Origin of the sequence: Wolbachia endosymbiont of Oedothorax gibbosus (assembly GCF_936270435.1) — a bacterium.
GTDB lineage: Bacteria > Pseudomonadota > Alphaproteobacteria > Rickettsiales > Anaplasmataceae > Wolbachia.
In genome coordinates, this window is sequence record NZ_OW370567.1 from 1572361 (window position 1) to 1589326 (window position 16966).

Below are 16966 nucleotides of genomic sequence, written 5' to 3' on the forward strand. Positions count from 1 at the left end.
AATTCTGCAATCATTGATCTTGATATTAAGTTTTTTGAATCTCCTTGATGCTTGTGAATAGCTGATAACTGCCAAATTTCTTCCTATTTGTTGCAAATATCCTTTTATAAACCCTACCGTTTGTCTTAAACCAATTCTAAAAAGATTGACGATTATATGCACCAAAATTACAACTTTATCACTATAAATATAGTTGCCGCCCTGCATTTTTGGACTATTTTCATACCAATTTTCGATAGCTTCATCTATGTAACGAAAAATATTTCCTCTTTCTTGCAAAAATTTGTTATATTCATTTTGGTTGCGGACCTTCATTTTGACTGGCATATTTATCCTTAATCAGTTAAATCGTCATTTTATAATGAATTTTGTCAGTAGCCACCAGATTTTTTCAGTTGCTATGCAACAAAGCCATGCCAGTGTCAGCTACTTGCATGACAAGAGAGAGGATGCTAGAATGATGGAGAAGTATATAATTCTTATACTATCCTACGTACTCGGTTCAATACCGTTTAGCTTAATCATTACAAGAATAAAAGGGATAAACTTAAGAGAAATAGGTTCAGGAAACATTGGTGCTACAAACGTTGCAAGAACAGGAAATAAATTTCTTGCTGCTTTGGCATTACTTCTGGATTCCTTGAAAGGATTCATCGCAGTTTATATAGCACAACAATTTTTCGATGACAATCTTTGTATATACATATCTGCAATTTTAGCAGTTTTAGGACACATGTTTCCTGTATGGCTAAAATTTAAAGGAGGCAAAGGAGTTGCAACAACTCTGGGAGTGTTGATAGCACTTAATATACCTGTAACATTAGTGTTTGTATTTGTTTGGCTAGTAGTATTTTTTACCTTTCGATATTCTTCTCTTGCTTCCTTGACTGCTACTGCAATAGCTATTGTAGCATCTTTCTTTTTTCAAAAAGAGTTATTTTTTGCACTACTCACTGTAGCAATATTAATTTTCTTAAAGCACTATAAAAATATCACAAACCTTTTGCAAGGCAAGGAACATAAGTTTTTATAATTCATGTGCTGACCATGTTGCTTCTTATATTATCGATGTTTGGGTCGGTTAATTTTCCTGGATTAATATATTCAAGATTTTCTATTGTATCTACTACATTCTGTTCACTACAATCCAAGCTAAACAAATTTCTCATTAAAGGTATCCTGATCTCTTGAATAAAATTAGAAGTTATTTGGTTACTGCTATCATCTGGCTTATCCCAAGCATTTAAGATCTCTTCGTAATTTTTCTTTTTTTTCAACTATTTCTTAATAAACTCACATGCCTCATCTACACACGTTCCAGTTCTGTCTTCCATAAGGTGTTCTACTCTAATATCAGGGTGTATGAATTGTAATGACCTTAACATTGCACCAAATAATACCAGTAAAGCAGGTTTCGGGAACAATTGTTCCTTTAGCATAGTTTACGGCATACATTAAAGACCCTACCAATTCCCGTCTTTTTGTTGTAACTGATTCACTATCTCCACTATTACAGGCCTTTAGAATCAAATATAAAATTTGCCCTCCCGTGAGTCCAGAAACATGAATTTGTTTATCATCATTACACCATTTATTAAAAAAATTGATCAACTCTTTTTTATTATTACTTCCAAACTCTTTTTTTCCTTCTATATACTTAATAAACTTAACAAATTCATCATTATGTATAACACCATTAGGTTCTGGTATCTTCTCACCATATTTATCTTTTAGTGTATTAATACTGTCAATAATGCTACCATTTGCCATATGAGGCATCATATGTTCTTTCATAGCATTCACCATATTCTTTGTACCAATTAGATTCTCATATAAACCTTCAGAAAGCAATTTCAATGAAGCTTTAAGTAAGGCTATAGGGTTAAGTTTTGCTGGCCTTGTTTCAGGCTGTAGCAGGATTATTCCAACTGCCAATGGTATCGGTGCTAATAGCCAAGTTAATATAAAAAGCTTAGAAAAAAAATAATGAATTGTTAGTCCTGCAATACATGAAATTAAGATCGACTTGATTATGTTACCTTGACCAAATATTTTCCAATATTCTTTTTTACTTAATTTTCTCATCACCTTTTATTTTTTTATATCCAAGAAACGTTTTAATCTCTGCATCATATAGAATAGATACCAGGCTAACTATTATCGAAGTAGGTATGGTTACTACAGTTAACGCATAATAAAAATATAAATAGAGAGCAGTTCTAACTTTACTGGAACCACTGCGAGGAAATTGTAGTTGAGAAACACCTATCATAACTTACCTTCAACATCATTACACTCTAGTAATAGCATAATAATTTAAAACGTCAATGTTTAAGTATCTTATTATCCGCACACTCATCGTATTCGATCTCGACTGTAGAGTGTGCTATTTCGAACTTATCTAGCAATATTTTTTTTATTTCATATAAAACATTGGTGTGCTGCACATTTTGCTTTATTTTAGCATGCATGGTAATTATAAAATAATTATCAGACAGTGACCATGCATGTATGTGGTGCACATCTATCACTTCAGGTAATTCTGATGTGATCTTACTTTTTATCTCTTCAGCAGATATACCCTCAGGTGTACCTTCAAGGAGTATGTGGCAAGAATTCTTTAGAATTTTGTAGCCACTATTCAAAATGATTACACTGACAAATACCGATAAAATCGGATCCACCATTTGCCATCCAGTAAACATGATAATTATGGATGCAAGTATAGCAGCTACAGAACCTAAAATATCTCCTATAACGTGTAGTACAGCACTTTTTATGTTTATATTGCTCTCGCATTTACTATGTAATATAAAAAAGACTATAATATTAGAGATCAGGCCAAGTGTAGCAATTACTAACATTACTTTCCACTCAACATTTACCGGAAAAATAAATCTTTTTATTGACTCAATTATAATGATTACTGCAATGAAGAATAAAGTTAAACCATTAACAAATGCTGCAATTATCTGCAACCGATGATACCCGTATGATCTTTGCAGATCAGATTTCTTAGCTGAAAATTTATGTGCTAACCAGCTTAAAACTAAGGCAAAGAGGTCAGTGAGCATATGCCCTGCATCTGATAGTAGAGCAAGCGAATGTGAAATTATTCCACCTACTATTTCCATAAACATTGTTATCGCAACTATTATTATGGAATAGATTAAGCGCTTAGACTGTGCTGCTGAGTGTTTGCCGTTATGCACTGCTGTCATATAAAATCTTTTCATGAACAAAAACGTGGGTAACACTGGGTTCGAACCAGCGACCGCTTGCACGTCAAGCAAGTGCTCTACCAACTGAGCTAATTACCCATCGTGGTTTTAGTATAGTGCTTTGGTGGAATGAAAGTCAATAAACCACTTTGCTTTTGCCCTTGTCCAATGTGATTCCGGAATATAGCTGTATAGAACTTCAGCTATACCCTATATTTTTCACATAAAATTAACAACTTATATTTTTTTACTAAGATATAAGTTATATTAATACAAGCATTTACGTTTTTTTTAGGGAGATCACCTTATATTTGAAGAGTTAATAAATTAGAGGTTAGAATTATGACAATCAATCAACAAATAAATAAAAATATAACTAAAGAAGAATATTTCAACAATAATGGCAAAGGGTTTAATTCGCCACATGTTATAGAAGTTAAAGATTTAAATATTAAAGTAGAGGTTTATTCTCATAATTTAAGAGCAAGTAAAGTTGCTAACATTGAAAGTGAGATAAGAGAAACAGCTACTAATTTTAAAAACGCATTCGAGTTAGAACGCGGCAGTTCAGAACAAACATTTAAAATTTACATGTTTGATGACAAGGATGATTACACTCACCTTGGCGGAAGCGAGCGTTTCGGTTCTTACCTTGGAGACGAAGGTGGTAAATGTTACTACAAAGGGAAAGCTGACGTTTTTGCTGAAATGTACGTCTACCAGCAAGGTGGCGTTCATAACCTTCAGCATGAATTTGCACATGGTTTAACTTACTTGGCTACAGGAGGCAAATCTTTACCTACAGTATTAATGGAAGGAATTGCAGACTACTTTGAGCATCATTCAGATCATAAATTCAATTCTCAAGGATCAAGTATCGACAAAACTGAAGCTGCAAATTTGGATTTAGATAAAATTTTAAGTTTAGAATACTCAAAGGACAGCGAAGCAAATAGCTTGGTTTATAAAACAGGTCATGCGTTGATAATGTACTTACAGGAAAAAGATCCTAGTTTATTAAGAGACTACCTAGATGCTTTACGTCAAGGTAACTCAGATGAGTCAAAAAGTTTCTTGAAAGACATAAAAGGACACGATACTGACTTCAAAAGTTGGCTTGCTGAGAATGATACAGAAACTGCAATGGAACATCTCAACGCTTTGCAAGTTACAAAAGGAGATTTCATAGCAATTGGTCAAGAAATAGTGGGTGGAGAAATTAAAAACGTATCCTACTATAAAGCAAATATAGAAAAAATGGATGGAGAAAACGTTGGAAGTTTTTCTCCTGTAGAACACGTTGCATTTTATGATGTTGCTCGTGCTATAAATAGGGCAACAAATGATACACTTGATATATCAAAGGAATATCATTTCCTCAAGGTAGTAAAAACTTCCGATGGACAGGATAAACTAACTTACTCTGACCAACAAGGTAATGAATACCGAAACAGTCTAGAGTATAAAAATCAGGCTTTAAGGATATTATCAAAATATGATACAGAAATTAAGAATCAGGTAGATGAATTTGATAATTTGAATAAAGGACGTGGTGAAATGTATCAAAAATATCATAAAGGAGAGATTACTATTGAAGAGTTACGTAATGAGGAAAATACAAAATACAGACCAGCATTTTTAAAGTTTGATCAACTAAAAAACAAAGCTGTTGATGAAATTGAAAATAATTCCCAAGCAGCAAAAATATTAGATGGGCTGGTCAATATCGATCCAAACTTGATCAGAGGTACAATTGATTCACAAGAAGGTAAGATTTTCTCTATAAAAGCTCTTGGTAAAGGAGATATGGGTGCACTTTCTATATATGACGGAAATACAAAGCTTGGAGAATTATTAAGTGAATCAGGATTCTTCAAACAAGTTGAAGGCCAAACCAAAGAAACTTTCGTTTTTGAGGATATATTGCACAACTTAAATGTTTCATACGAAGGCGGTGCTTACATGGCAGTTACAAAAGAAAATGGTCATTATAAAGCTTCTCTGATAGATGGCAGAACAGTTGAACGTGATGAATACTTTGATGAGGCGCATTTACATGAAAATGAGTTGTTGCATCCTAGCACTGGACACATCCAAAAAGATTTAGATTCTCTGCTTCTTAGAGGTACCAAAATCTTGAATCATCAAGATTCAGAGCATGCACAATATTCCGATGAGCAAAAGGCAAATGGAGTAATCGTGGAAAAAGGAACATTACTGGATAATAAAGGAACAGATAGAACAGACGACGATGTATACGAAGCGGTTGTAAAGCAAGGAGGCGAAAATCTACATGCATTCAAAAATATGGGTTTTTATATTAGTGAGAAAGGTAATCTATTTATTCATGATCACGGAACAAATGTAAGATTTCAATTACCAACTAGTATCACTCATCTAAAATTAGTGGAAAAAGACGGAGCATATAAGCTTGTTCCGGTGACGAAAGATGGGAATGAACATCCAATAGGTATGCCAAATATATCAGATGAATATAGATACATAGATCCAATATTTGCACATGAATATGAGAAGGGAGATCATTCCCATAAACATGTAAATGTGGGCCTTATAAACTTAGAGAAATATGGCTCTGGCAAACTTTTTGCTATAAAGTACGACCCAAATGATTACCACATACAAAAAAACTCCAGTGGTGAAATAGTTAGAATAAAAGATCAAACATATTCCACTAAGGTAAAATTGTTTGATGGTGATGAAGAAATTGGAATGTTATCTAATAACTTCCATAATTTCAAAGGTAAAATATTCTTTTCTGCTGATTATAACTACAGTTATAACGACTTCCTAGCATCTGTTTCTCCTCAAGTTGAAATTGAGAATATGGGAAATGGAAGTAAAAAAATAACTTTCGATCAAGGTGATGGCGATATTGGTGACACTAATAGAGGCTACACGGATTATCAGAGAATATTCACAAAAGAGAAGCAAATTGAAAGTCCAAAAGGGCAGGTAAGTGAAACTAAGACAGAAGTTCATAGCACTACTAATGTTATTGCACAAGCCGCTAAAGAACAAACTGTCATGAGAGAAGACGAAATGCAGTCTGATCAGCCAATTCCATCACAAAGTTTAACAAGAACGAAAAGAACAGCTTCAGTGGAGGAAAAAGAGCAAGAACAGGTAGTGTTAAAAGACACAATCTTGAAAATAGGAAGGAGCTCTGATCAATTCTCGGAAGGGAAGCATAAGGCAAATGTAACGATAGATTACAATGATGTGAAAGCCTTTTATGATAGAGCAGAAGGAGCGGAAAAGCAATCTGTGTTAGATTTCTGGAACAAATTGCATACATCAGATTATAAGGTTGGTGCTTTGCAGGAAGACAAGTATTACTTTAAAGATGGCAAATTTGTAATTCACGATAATGATACGAAAAAGCTTATAGTGTTACCTGAAGATAAGGTATCCATCAAGATAATGAAAGATGGTGATAGTTATAGTTTAGCTATATCAAATGGCAATGGCAAGGTAATAAGCAGCATTAGTAAAATAGATAATCCAAATTACGAATTGCTGTCAGACTCAAGTCATTTCAATTTAGGGGAGCAAGATAATATTGTATTATCAGACCAACATCACGAATATAATCTTTATCTAGAGAATGGCTTTGTGAAAATGTTTGATTGCGCAAGCGACCACATTTATCACGATCACAACTCGGCCTACATCTATAGCTAACCCAAGAAAGGTTTTCCTACGTCATACCGCGATTCATTCGCGGTATCTCTTAGCCGCTAACAAGTAGCTCCTTCGGTGTCATCCCAGTAGCCCCCTTCTTGTCATCCCAGTGCTTGACACTGGAATCTAGTTAAGTTGATGAGCATAAAAGTAGCCGTTTTATATTAAAGTACAACGTTTCTGATGATGGAAAAATGAGATCCCAGTGTCAGCTACTCGGATGACAGGAGAGGGGACTGGAATGACAAGAGAAGAACTCTGAAGCAAAAAACCTCAAGGAAATCTTATGTAAAATCTAGCATTAACGAAAATTATACTTTTTTCATGCACCCTATGGTTTTTATAATTAACGGAGAGTGATATGGAGGCTGGTTTAAAATTTGAAAGTGTTGTAGGAACAGCAACAGCAGATTTAACTCAGGTTAAAATTGTAACTTTACAAGATAACACGGGTAATAAATATACTTTAGACGTAACAGGAAATGATCTTAAATTAATATACCATAAACATGGTAATCCTCAACCTACGGAATACACAGTAAATGGTCTAGCAACAGCTTTAGGAAAATTACTTACTATAGATGGTAATACGGCTGGTAAATCAGTTCTTGCAGAAGAAGTAGCAAAAAAAGAGGTTGTTGAAGCCATATTCGATGCAAAAGATGGCAGTGACAAAATCTCTGAAACCAAAATAGGTACTACTTTTGCTAAGAAAACTGATCTAAATAATAAAGCTAATACTGCAGACGTTTACACTAAAAAAAATGTAGATGATGAATTGGCAAAAAAAGCTGATACATCTGCTCTAGCTGACAAAGCTAATTCTAGAGATGTTTACACTAAACATGATGTAGATACTAGTTTTGTTAAAACCGATGGTTCCAATGCTGATGCTATAGCTAATGCATTTGCAAAGAATCCCACTTTCACAAATGCTATTGCAATCAATCCTGCCGTGAATGATGCAAATTTTCCAGGCGCCGTAAGAGGAGTAATGTCACAACCGTACTGTGATATTCCAGAAGATGAAAGTGCTCCAATTTCTGCGGTTTGGTAATCCAGCAAGTAGTCACGCTACTTGGATGACGTCATACGGTTCTCGAATGACGGAAAAAAGGACTGGGATAACACTCCGCTATGTCATCCCAGTAGCCCTTTCTTGTCATCCCAGTGCTCCTTTTTTTGTCATCCCAGTGCGTGACACTGGGATCTCATTTCACCTTATGATGGTGTCATCCCAGTAGCCTCCTTCTCTTGTTATCCGAGTAGCCCTTCTTCTGTCATTCCAGTGCTTCCTTCTCCTGTCATCCCAGTGCTTCCTTCTTCTGTCATCCGAGTAGCCCTTTCTTGTCATCCCAGTGCTTCCTTCTCCTGTCATCCCAGTCTGGGATGACCTTGTTGCATCGCACCTTATACTGGTAGTAATTTACGATAAATTCATGTAGCCATTTCGCATACCAATGTCAGTGAATTTATTGAGCAAATAACACTTGAGTCGCAGTTCCTTCTCACGATTAACCTCAGATTTGTTCCGAAAACTAAACCAGAATGTTTGTTTCAGTCGCGAGAAAAAACCTTCTACATAAGATCTTTTCCCATAATTTACTTTCTTTTTCCATTCTTTCACGCCATCTTCACCGTATAATTTTATTAATCTAATAGCAGCATTTCTGTCAGACATATAATCTATTTCTGGATGTTCTGCCGCATTGTTTATTGGTGGAATTTTTGCCTTTATATCATATTCGTTACACAATTTATAAAACTTGTGCCTATCATATGCCCTATCTGCATATAGTGCTTTTATGGCATGAACTTCTTTAAGCAAATCACAAGCTCCATAGTGATCAGACCGTTACTGTATTTTACAGCTATATATTCAACATTACATGCAATTTTCTATAGCTGCGATACTTTCTATCTTCGCTATTTTCCTTCAGGAGTGTTGTTGTATATCTGTACTGTCTATAGCAATTTCGATATCTTCCATGTTATTTTCTGCAATCATTTATCTTAATATTAAGTTTCTTTTGATGCTTGTGAATAGCTGCAAATCTCTTCCTATTTGTTGCAAATATCCTTTTATAAATCCGACTGTTTGTCTTAAACCAATTCTAAAGAGACTGGTGATTATATGCACCAAAATTACAACTTTATCACTATAAATATAGTTGCCGCCCTGCATTTTTGGACAATTCTCGTACCAATTTTCTATAGCGTCATTGATATAACAAAAAATGCTTCCTCTTTCTTGGAGAAATTTGTTATATTCGCTATGGTTACTGACTCTCATTTTTTGTGGCATATTTTTTCTTCAAAGGTTAAATGGCTATTTTATAATGAATTTTGTCAGTAACTGCCAGATTTTTTCGGTTGCTATGCAACAAAGCCATTCCATTACCACGTTGAACGGCAAATCCGGCATTATGTCGTTTACCGTAAAAACTCATATTTTACACAATCACAGCGAGGAAACACATTCCTCGAACGGATAATTTCATTATACTTAACATGGAAACAAAGGGGCTTTCCAAAATCTCCTATCTATTGTTTCTTAAACCACTCTGCTGAACGGATACACCAGAAACTGTTAGAATTCTAGTGGATTTTAAAAACGGTAAACTCAACAACCCAAATTTTTTATAGGAGTATCAATATGCATAATCAAACGGACTGCTTGCCCATCATCAAATTAGCGGCACAGGTTCTTCTTTTTTTCTAGATTCCAGTGTCAGCTACTTGCATGACAAAGAAGAGTAAAATTAGCACTCACTTATTATTCGTGTCGTTTTCAGTAAAAGCCTCCTCCCATGTGCCTTGAGTTGCTGCACGGCTATATTCTGTCACTCTATTTTCAAAGAAATTCGTATGTTCAACGCCATTTAGTATTTCATCGAGCCATGGAATAGGATTATCATTGACACCATATATGGACTCAAGACCTAATTGCATTAACCGTCTGTTTGCTACGTAGCGTATGTAATTGCGCACTTCTTCTGCGGATAGTCCTTCAACGTCTCCGAAATCAAAGGCAAGCTTTATGAATTCGTCCTCAAGCTCAACGATAGTGCGGCATGCAGAATATAATTCCTCTTTAAATTCTTCGTCCCAAATTTCATTATTCTCTTTAATAAATGTATTAAATAACATAATAATTGAATTGGTGTGCAAAGTTTCATCACGGGCTGACCAGGCAATTATTTGTCCCATGCCTTTCATTTTTCCAAAGCGTTGGAAATTGAGCAAAATTGCAAACGATGCGAATAACTGCAACCCCTCGGTAAATGCACCAAACACTGCTAGAGTTTTAGCTACATGTTTTTTATCGTGTTTTTTGCTTTCCTCAAATTCTAACATGTATTCATACTTCTTTCTCATAGCATCATACTTTAAAAATGCTTGATACTCACTTTCTGGCATGCCAATTGTGTCTAAAAGATAAGAATAAGCTGCAATGTGTATGGTTTCCATATTGGAAAAGCTTGCGAGCATCATGCATATTTCCGTTGGTTTAAATATATTTGAATAATGCCTCATGTAGCAGTTATTTACTTCAATGTCCGCTTGAGTAAAAAATCTAAAGATCTGGGTTAGTAGATTTTTTTCTACGTTTGAAAGTTTAGTTTTCCAATCCTTCACGTCATCAGCAAGCGGAACTTCTTCAGGTATCCAATGTATCCTTTGTTGCTGCAGCCACGCATCATAAGCCCAAGGGTAATTAAAAGGTTTGTATATTGGATCTGCTTTTAACAATGACATAAGACACCTATTATTTTCTCAAGTAAATAGTTATATTAAGCAATATTGAGAATCAGTCAATTTAACTTTTTGAAATTTGACGGCAGATAGTTTATTAGTGTATTATAGCTTCAAGTAATTTATCAACAAAGATGCGAGTATTAATATCTTTTATTTTATTATTTACAGTGAGCTGCACACACACTATTCACAATCACGGAGTTCCCGGCATTAGTTTTGAATTGTGGAGCCGAGTAAAAGTAGGCGATGATAAAGAAAAAATAGTTCACACTTTAGGATCACCAACATTAGTATCAAAGTTCGATGACAATGTTTGGTACTATGTCTCATATAAAATTAAACAAGCTAACTTCTTAGGAAAAAGGAAGTATAGCAGTAAGTCTCTGCAAATTTCATTCGATCAGAACGGTAAAGTTGCAGATACAAAAGAAACTGACATCTCAGAGAGATCTTTGGCTGTTTCTGATTAAAAGTTTGCCCAGATCTTCCTACACGGTTCATTCGTGGTACCTCAGCATAGACAAGCAACGGCTTATAGAATTACTTTAGCTATAGAATAAAGTCTAGTGTTACTTCACGCCAAATGTGATGGTGCTGAGTAGGCAAGCCAGTCAATGGGCTACATTTATATACTGCACGCATTGCGTTATCTGCTATCGACCTAAAAAGTGGATTATTTCGATAGGAATCACTGTCTGCTACATCGGCCATAATTATCTCGCCTTGACTGGATAATAATAAGTTAATTTTTATATTAAAATTTTCTTTGTAAGCTACGCTTTCAGGAATGCTCCAGCATTTTGTAAGTTTGTCTCTTATAGAGTTAATAATTTCTGTTACAACTAATTCATCCTTTTTGCTCTCAACGCTTTTCTCGTTTCCTATTTCATTTTTTGCCTCTCTAACATCCCTTCTTAGTTTTTTCCCTACACTTTTTTTTCTTTTTGGAATTGGAATGAATTCTTTACCCTCGTCAATAATGACTTCTTCTTGCATTTCGATAATTTGCCTCGGTTGTGCTACAACAGTGTGCTCAACTATTTCTTTTTTCCTTTGTGGTATAGGAACAACTGACGTATCATTCGTTTGGGCTTTTGTTGAAGATAACGAAAAAAGCAAAAAACAACATAAAAACAAAAAAAGAATATAATTAGAACAGAAAAAACGCATATGTTAAGCAGCTTGTTTTACTGGTTTAAAGCTAATATTGCACATAAAGTCAATATATTTTAGTTGATTTAAGCTCAAAGACGTAGTTTTTGCTGTACTAATTTTACTATTTCTATAATATCATACGGTCAATACGGTTAATTACTCTAGATGAGATGGAAAGATGAAGGCATCATTATAGCTGCTAAAAAATACGGCGATAAAAACTTAATTCTTTCTCTGTTTACAAAAAATCATGGAAAGCGCAGGGGATTAACTAAGCTAACAAACAATAGCAATTATAAGTTTCAAATAAGTAATCTATTACATGCAGAATGGAGTGCTAAGTTACCTGAAAACCTAGGTTTTTTTAAGTGTGAATTAATCGAATCTCCATTCCATCATTTCTTTCAAGATAGGTTAAAAAGCATTACTATTGTTTCTTTCTCCTCTATTTTAGAAAAAGTGCTTCCAGAGAGTGAACCTTGTGCTGTACTGTATGATAATTTTCGATATTTCATCGATGTAATTAAACACAACAATCAGTCTTGGCAAAGCCATTATCTTAACTTAGAGCTTCTGCTTCTTACGCAATTGGGATTCAAGTTAGACTTATCCAAATGCGCTGTAACAGGTGTTAAGGAAAATTTACAATTTATTTCTCCAAAAACTGGTAGAGCAGTGTCAAAAAAAGCAGGAGATTATTATGCAGATAAACTCCTACCTTTTCCACAAATGTTGCATGATGTATACAATAATAACCTACAAAACAGCTACTCATTCCAAGAATTTCAGTTAGGACTGAAAGTCACAGGATATTTTTTAAATAAGTATCTATTTTTGCAGTTAAACGTGAAATTTCCAGAGCTGAGAAACCTCATGTTGTCGCTTTAATCTTAGTTATCATTTTTTTGAAAGAATGACGGTGTCCTAAAACCCCAGTTATGGATTAACCAACGAAGTAAAGCTGAGAAATACAGGGCTTTTTCGATTGCATTGAATAAGAAATGAGGGTAGAAAAAATATGTACCAAGAAATTTACTGTGGATCTATGCCGAGTGTGCTCAAGTTCAAATTTGTTTTTTAGGCAGCCAAAAACCGTTTCAACAATCGATCTTTTCCCTAGTAAAATCTTCTCTTTCAGCGAAATCAGTGCATTTTTCATACCTTTTTTCACTTTAGTGACGAGTTTTAGACCTCTATCGAATAGTTTCTCAAAGAGCTCTTTCTTTATATAGCCCTTATCTCCAAACAAAAGTCCAGTTAGTTTTTTGGTTAGAGTTGGTACAGGTTTTCTGTCATCGACGTTACCTCTGGTTAGCGTAACACCTTGAATTTCACCTATTTCATTGATTACTACATGTAATTTAAAACCAAAAAACCAGCCGTAAGTATTCTTTCCTAACTCTGCTAATCCTTTGAAAACCTTATTTCTTGAGATTCTTTTTCGATGGCATACTGCTATTGAAGTAGAATCTATGTAGGAAATCCCGGTCATTTTTGCTTGTTCACAAAACCATTGCAAAAGTAATGCTAAATACCACAAAACTCGCGGCTTTAAGGCAATAAATCTGTGATATGAAGGCAGCTTTGAAAACTCTGATCTATAGAATAACTGAAGATAACAAAGATAAAAAGCCTTGAAGTTTTTACATGGTGATTTATGGTATAATAGGATTATGGTTAGAATTTCTGAGTGCGCTATTTCTGGTACTCTGGTTGGTTTTTTGCCGTTTGATAAGAACCTATTTGCAAAATTATCATCTACCGCACGACAAAAATCCTCGACGCAACAGTACAGTTCTGTAATATCTTTCTTCATGTGTAACCTCTTATTATTACTAAAATACTCGAGTTTACCCTGTTTCCCTCTTCTTAGTTATACTTTTATCTATTTTCTAATCCATAACTGAGGTTAAAAGTAGCTTGACTACTTGGATCCAGAAAAAAGAATGGTATTATGAAAAATGACAGGGAAGAGAATACTGGATGACAGAAAAATTGGATGACAAAAAAAGTACTACTTGGATAACACCCTGGGGTTTCTGGGATGACAAAAAAAGAGCTCCCTGAACAAAAATCTTATAGCCACTTGAATGATAATTGACTTTTTGCCTAAAATAACTAAGAAAGAAACTTCTCATCAAGATAACTTAAATATATACTAATTCTCTTATTTTTAAACGATTTCTCATCATGAATTGCACGATCAAAAACCTGAATTTGACTTGTTATAATGCTACAATTATTATTTGCAACTTCTAATACGCCACTATCAATTACAACCTTCTTTTCTGTTTGGTTACTCATTTTAACAGTAATCATACCAGGCAATAAATAAATTAAGTAAGGAGCATGGTGAGCTAAAATCATAAGCTCCCCTTCGAGCCCATTTACTGAAAGAGAAACCACTCCACTGAATGAAATTTGATCATCAGGAGAGAAAAATTGCACTTTAAAAGTATTCATAATCTTTAACTTTTATTTAGCTTCAGCCTGCATTAATTCAGCCTTTTTTATTGCTTCATCTATATTCCCCACCATATAAAAAGCAGCCTCTGGTAAGTGATCATATTTGCCTTCAACAATCCCTTTAAAACTGGAAACAGTATCAGAAAGTGAAACAAATTTACCAGGCATGCCAGTAAATATTTCTGCAACGTGAAAAGGTTGAGAAAGAAATTTTTGAATCTTACGAGCCCTATCAACAATAATTTTATCTTCATCAGATAGCTCATCCATACCAAGTATTGCGATAATATCTTGCAGTGATTTATAAGTTTGCAATATACGTTTCACCTCAGAAGCTACCTTATAATGTTCTTCACCAATGATTTCAGCAGATAAAGATTGAGAAGTTGAATCAAGTGGATCAACAGCAGGGTATATTCCCATTTCAGCTATTTGCCTTGACAACACTGTGGTGGCATCAAGATGAGAGAATGTAGTTGCTGGAGCTGGATCAGTTAAATCATCCGCAGGAACATATATAGCTTGCACAGAAGTAATAGAGCCAGAAGTTGTTGAAGCTATTCTTTCTTGCATTGCACCCATATCAGTTGCAAGGGTTGGCTGATAACCAACAGCTGACGGTATTCTTCCAAGCAAAGCAGAAATTTCAGAGCCAGCTTGAGTGAAACGGAAGATATTATCTACAAAAAATAGAACATCTTGGTTTTCACGGTCACGAAAATACTCCGCCATAGTAAGCGCCGTTAAAGCAACTCTAGCCCTTGCTCCAGGAGGCTCATTCATCTGACCATAAACCAAAACAGCTTGAGATTTTTCATGCTCATTTGTATTTATTACATTTGAAGTGATCATCTCGTGATAAAGATCGTTACCTTCACGCGTTCTCTCCCCTACCCCAGCAAACACAGAAAATCCTTTATGAGCTTTTGCTATATTATTAATTAATTCCATTATCAGGACTGTTTTACCAACACCAGCTCCACCAAATAAGCCGATTTTGCCACCTTTCAGATAAGGTGCAAGAAGATCTATAACTTTTATTCCCGTAACTAAAACTTCTTCCTGTATTCTCTGTTCAGTAAAACTTGGAGGTGCTCTATGTATAGGCTCTAAGTTATATTTTCCCTTCAGTGGACCACACTCATCTATAAGCTCTCCAACAACATTAAAAATCCTCCCTAAAGTTGAACGCCCAATTGGCACCGATATTGGTGCACCTGTATCAACAAATTCATCCCCCCTTGACATGCCATCTGTGCTATCCATAGCAATACAACGAACTATATTGTCACCTATATGCTGCGAAACTTCTAAAACCAGCTCCTTATTCTTATATTTTAGTTTGCTTTTTAAAGCATTAAATATTTTAGGCAATTCACCTTCAAATTTTATATCAACAACTGCTTGAGTTACCTTAATCGCTCTACCTATATTCATCTCTTTATTTTTATCACCTAACACTATAATTCCATAAAAAAACTTCTAAAAAAAATAAATCTTATATTATTAATAGAAATTTTGCAACATTAAAACGCTTACTAGTTACGCTTCATTACAAACAATGCAAATGCATTTAATAGCCAAGTAATAATAAACAATACTAAACTAAGCGCATAAGCAGCAAGAGTTTGTACACTATTGAAATCCTGATCTCCGGTAAGTAGTGTAGCGATCTGCACGGTAATGGTAGTAACTGAATTAAGAGGGTTAAAAGTCAAATTTGCGTTGATTCCCACAGCCATTAGCACAATCATTGTTTCACCTATCACTCTTGAAATTGACAATAAAATTGCACTTAAAATTGTAGGCATTGCATAAGGTATTGTTATATGCCATATAGTTTCCGCTGGAGTTGCGCCAAGTGCCATAAAGCCATAACGCAAGCTTTTTGGAACAGATCTTATGGCATCTTCGAGTAAAGAAATAATAAAAGGAAGAATCATTATCCCAATCGATAAACCGGCAACTAAGGCACTTTCTGAGTGTATACTTAAACCAAAAAAATTTGCTACCTGCTTTATAAAGAAAGACAAAAACACAACCGCGAAATATCCATATACAACCGTAGGAATAGCAGACAAAACTTGCAAAGTTGTATTAACAATATAACGCACTTTCTCACTCGCATATTCACTAATATATATTGCAGAAAATAAACCAAGCGGAACGACAACTAACATTGCTATAATAGTTATAAGTAATGTACCCACTAAAAGCGGCGCTATACCAAAACATCCTACCTTCTCTTCATTGACAGTAACTACATTGTGGCCCCATTTCAAGCAAAACAAGAATTCTGAAATAGTTACTTTATTAAAAAAATTAATGGATTGAATAAAAATAGATAGCATTATAAATAAAGTGATAAAAAATGATATGGCCAAAGCTACAAATAACGAAAATTTTATTATCTTATTTCTTTTATTTTTAAAGATAAAAGCAAGCATGAAAAAAAGTAACGCTATAGAAATAAAAGTTACAAAACAATTATTATAGAGCATTAACAACCAAGTTAGCATCCATACACAACTAAGATATAGATAAGATTTAACCTTATTTACTTCTTGAAACCTACTAAGACAAAATAAAAGGATTAGTAGGACAGGTATAACTATCACCGAATTCATTTTTCCATACATCAAATTTTATTCTACGAAAATGTC

15 protein-coding genes, 1 tRNA gene and 3 pseudogenes are annotated in these 16966 nt (G+C 34.5%); 6 read left to right on the plus strand and 13 right to left on the minus strand.

Annotated elements, in window-relative coordinates:
- Positions 1-327: pseudogene (locus NBW39_RS07995) on the minus strand (transposase); the annotation flags it as partial.
- A gap of 133 nt (positions 328-460) precedes the next feature.
- Here NBW39_RS07995 and plsY point away from each other — a divergent pair.
- Positions 461-1033 (plus strand): glycerol-3-phosphate 1-O-acyltransferase PlsY, encoded by a 573-nt coding sequence (gene plsY / locus NBW39_RS08000; protein ID WP_250295799.1) that lies wholly within the window; start codon positions 461-463, stop codon positions 1031-1033.
- Between the two features lies 1 nt (position 1034).
- On the opposite strand, the gene NBW39_RS08005 is transcribed toward plsY, so the two are convergent.
- The 4 genes from NBW39_RS08005 to NBW39_RS08020 form a co-directional block, all read right to left on the minus strand.
- On the minus strand, positions 1035-1277 hold the full coding sequence (locus tag NBW39_RS08005; RefSeq protein WP_250295140.1) for a hypothetical protein: 243 nt from the start codon (positions 1275-1277) through the stop codon (positions 1035-1037).
- 76 nt (positions 1278-1353) lie between these two features.
- The gene (locus NBW39_RS08010) at positions 1354-2085 is read right to left on the minus strand and encodes a hypothetical protein (RefSeq protein ID WP_250295141.1); all 732 of its coding nucleotides are present in this window, start codon (positions 2083-2085) and stop codon (positions 1354-1356) included.
- Between the two features lie 239 nt (positions 2086-2324).
- Positions 2325-3221 carry a cation diffusion facilitator family transporter gene (locus NBW39_RS08015; protein WP_250295142.1) on the minus strand — a complete coding sequence of 299 codons (897 nt, stop codon included), beginning with the start codon at positions 3219-3221 and terminating at the stop codon, positions 2325-2327.
- Between the two features lie 26 nt (positions 3222-3247).
- A tRNA-Val gene (locus NBW39_RS08020) sits at positions 3248-3320 on the minus strand.
- A 243-nt stretch (positions 3321-3563) separates the two neighbouring features.
- Here NBW39_RS08020 and NBW39_RS08025 point away from each other — a divergent pair.
- Positions 3564-6923, plus strand: a complete 3360-nt coding sequence (locus NBW39_RS08025) for a peptidase M2 (RefSeq protein WP_250295143.1) — start codon at positions 3564-3566, stop codon at positions 6921-6923.
- A 361-nt stretch (positions 6924-7284) separates the two neighbouring features.
- Entirely contained in the window at positions 7285-7980 is a 696-nt protein-coding gene (locus NBW39_RS08030) for a hypothetical protein (protein ID WP_250295144.1), read from the plus strand.
- A gap of 159 nt (positions 7981-8139) precedes the next feature.
- On the opposite strand, the gene NBW39_RS08035 is transcribed toward NBW39_RS08030, so the two are convergent.
- The gene (locus NBW39_RS08035; RefSeq protein ID WP_250295145.1) at positions 8140-8301 is read right to left on the minus strand and encodes a hypothetical protein; all 162 of its coding nucleotides are present in this window, start codon (positions 8299-8301) and stop codon (positions 8140-8142) included.
- Between the two features lie 48 nt (positions 8302-8349).
- A pseudogene (locus NBW39_RS09270) lies at positions 8350-9228 on the minus strand (IS5 family transposase).
- 96 nt (positions 9229-9324) lie between these two features.
- Here NBW39_RS09270 and NBW39_RS09065 point away from each other — a divergent pair.
- Positions 9325-9481: pseudogene (locus NBW39_RS09065) on the plus strand (IS66 family transposase); the annotation flags it as partial.
- A 211-nt stretch (positions 9482-9692) separates the two neighbouring features.
- Here NBW39_RS09065 and NBW39_RS08050 read toward each other — a convergent pair.
- Positions 9693-10682, minus strand: a complete 990-nt coding sequence (locus tag NBW39_RS08050) for a ribonucleotide-diphosphate reductase subunit beta (RefSeq protein WP_250295146.1) — start codon at positions 10680-10682, stop codon at positions 9693-9695.
- Between the two features lie 131 nt (positions 10683-10813).
- Between NBW39_RS08050 and NBW39_RS08055 the strand changes: the two genes are divergently transcribed.
- Positions 10814-11152 (plus strand): outer membrane protein assembly factor BamE, encoded by a 339-nt coding sequence (locus NBW39_RS08055; RefSeq protein WP_370273642.1) that lies wholly within the window; start codon positions 10814-10816, stop codon positions 11150-11152.
- Positions 11153-11231: 79 nt separating this feature from the next.
- Here NBW39_RS08055 and NBW39_RS08060 read toward each other — a convergent pair whose 3' ends face one another.
- Complete coding sequence (locus NBW39_RS08060; RefSeq protein ID WP_250295148.1) at positions 11232-11852, minus strand: hypothetical protein; 621 nt, start codon at positions 11850-11852, stop codon at positions 11232-11234.
- A gap of 150 nt (positions 11853-12002) precedes the next feature.
- Here NBW39_RS08060 and recO point away from each other — a divergent pair, with 150 nt between their 5' ends.
- Entirely contained in the window at positions 12003-12725 is a 723-nt protein-coding gene (gene recO / locus NBW39_RS08065; RefSeq protein WP_250295149.1) for a DNA repair protein RecO, read from the plus strand.
- Positions 12726-12780: 55 nt separating this feature from the next.
- Here recO and NBW39_RS08070 read toward each other — a convergent pair whose 3' ends face one another.
- The 4 genes from NBW39_RS08070 to pstC all read right to left on the minus strand — a co-directional run bounded on the left by NBW39_RS08070 (position 12781) and on the right by pstC (position 16930).
- Positions 12781-13653, minus strand: a complete 873-nt coding sequence (locus NBW39_RS08070) for an IS982 family transposase (protein WP_250294632.1) — start codon at positions 13651-13653, stop codon at positions 12781-12783.
- A gap of 302 nt (positions 13654-13955) precedes the next feature.
- Positions 13956-14300, minus strand: a complete 345-nt coding sequence (locus tag NBW39_RS08075) for a F0F1 ATP synthase subunit epsilon (RefSeq protein ID WP_250295150.1) — start codon at positions 14298-14300, stop codon at positions 13956-13958.
- Positions 14301-14312: 12 nt separating this feature from the next.
- Positions 14313-15740 (minus strand): F0F1 ATP synthase subunit beta, encoded by a 1428-nt coding sequence (gene atpD / locus NBW39_RS08080; protein ID WP_250295800.1) that lies wholly within the window; start codon positions 15738-15740, stop codon positions 14313-14315.
- A 101-nt stretch (positions 15741-15841) separates the two neighbouring features.
- Positions 15842-16930, minus strand: coding sequence for a phosphate ABC transporter permease subunit PstC (pstC, locus tag NBW39_RS08085; RefSeq protein WP_250295801.1), 1089 nt, complete (start codon positions 16928-16930; stop codon positions 15842-15844).
- Between the last annotated feature and the right edge of the window lie 36 nt (positions 16931-16966).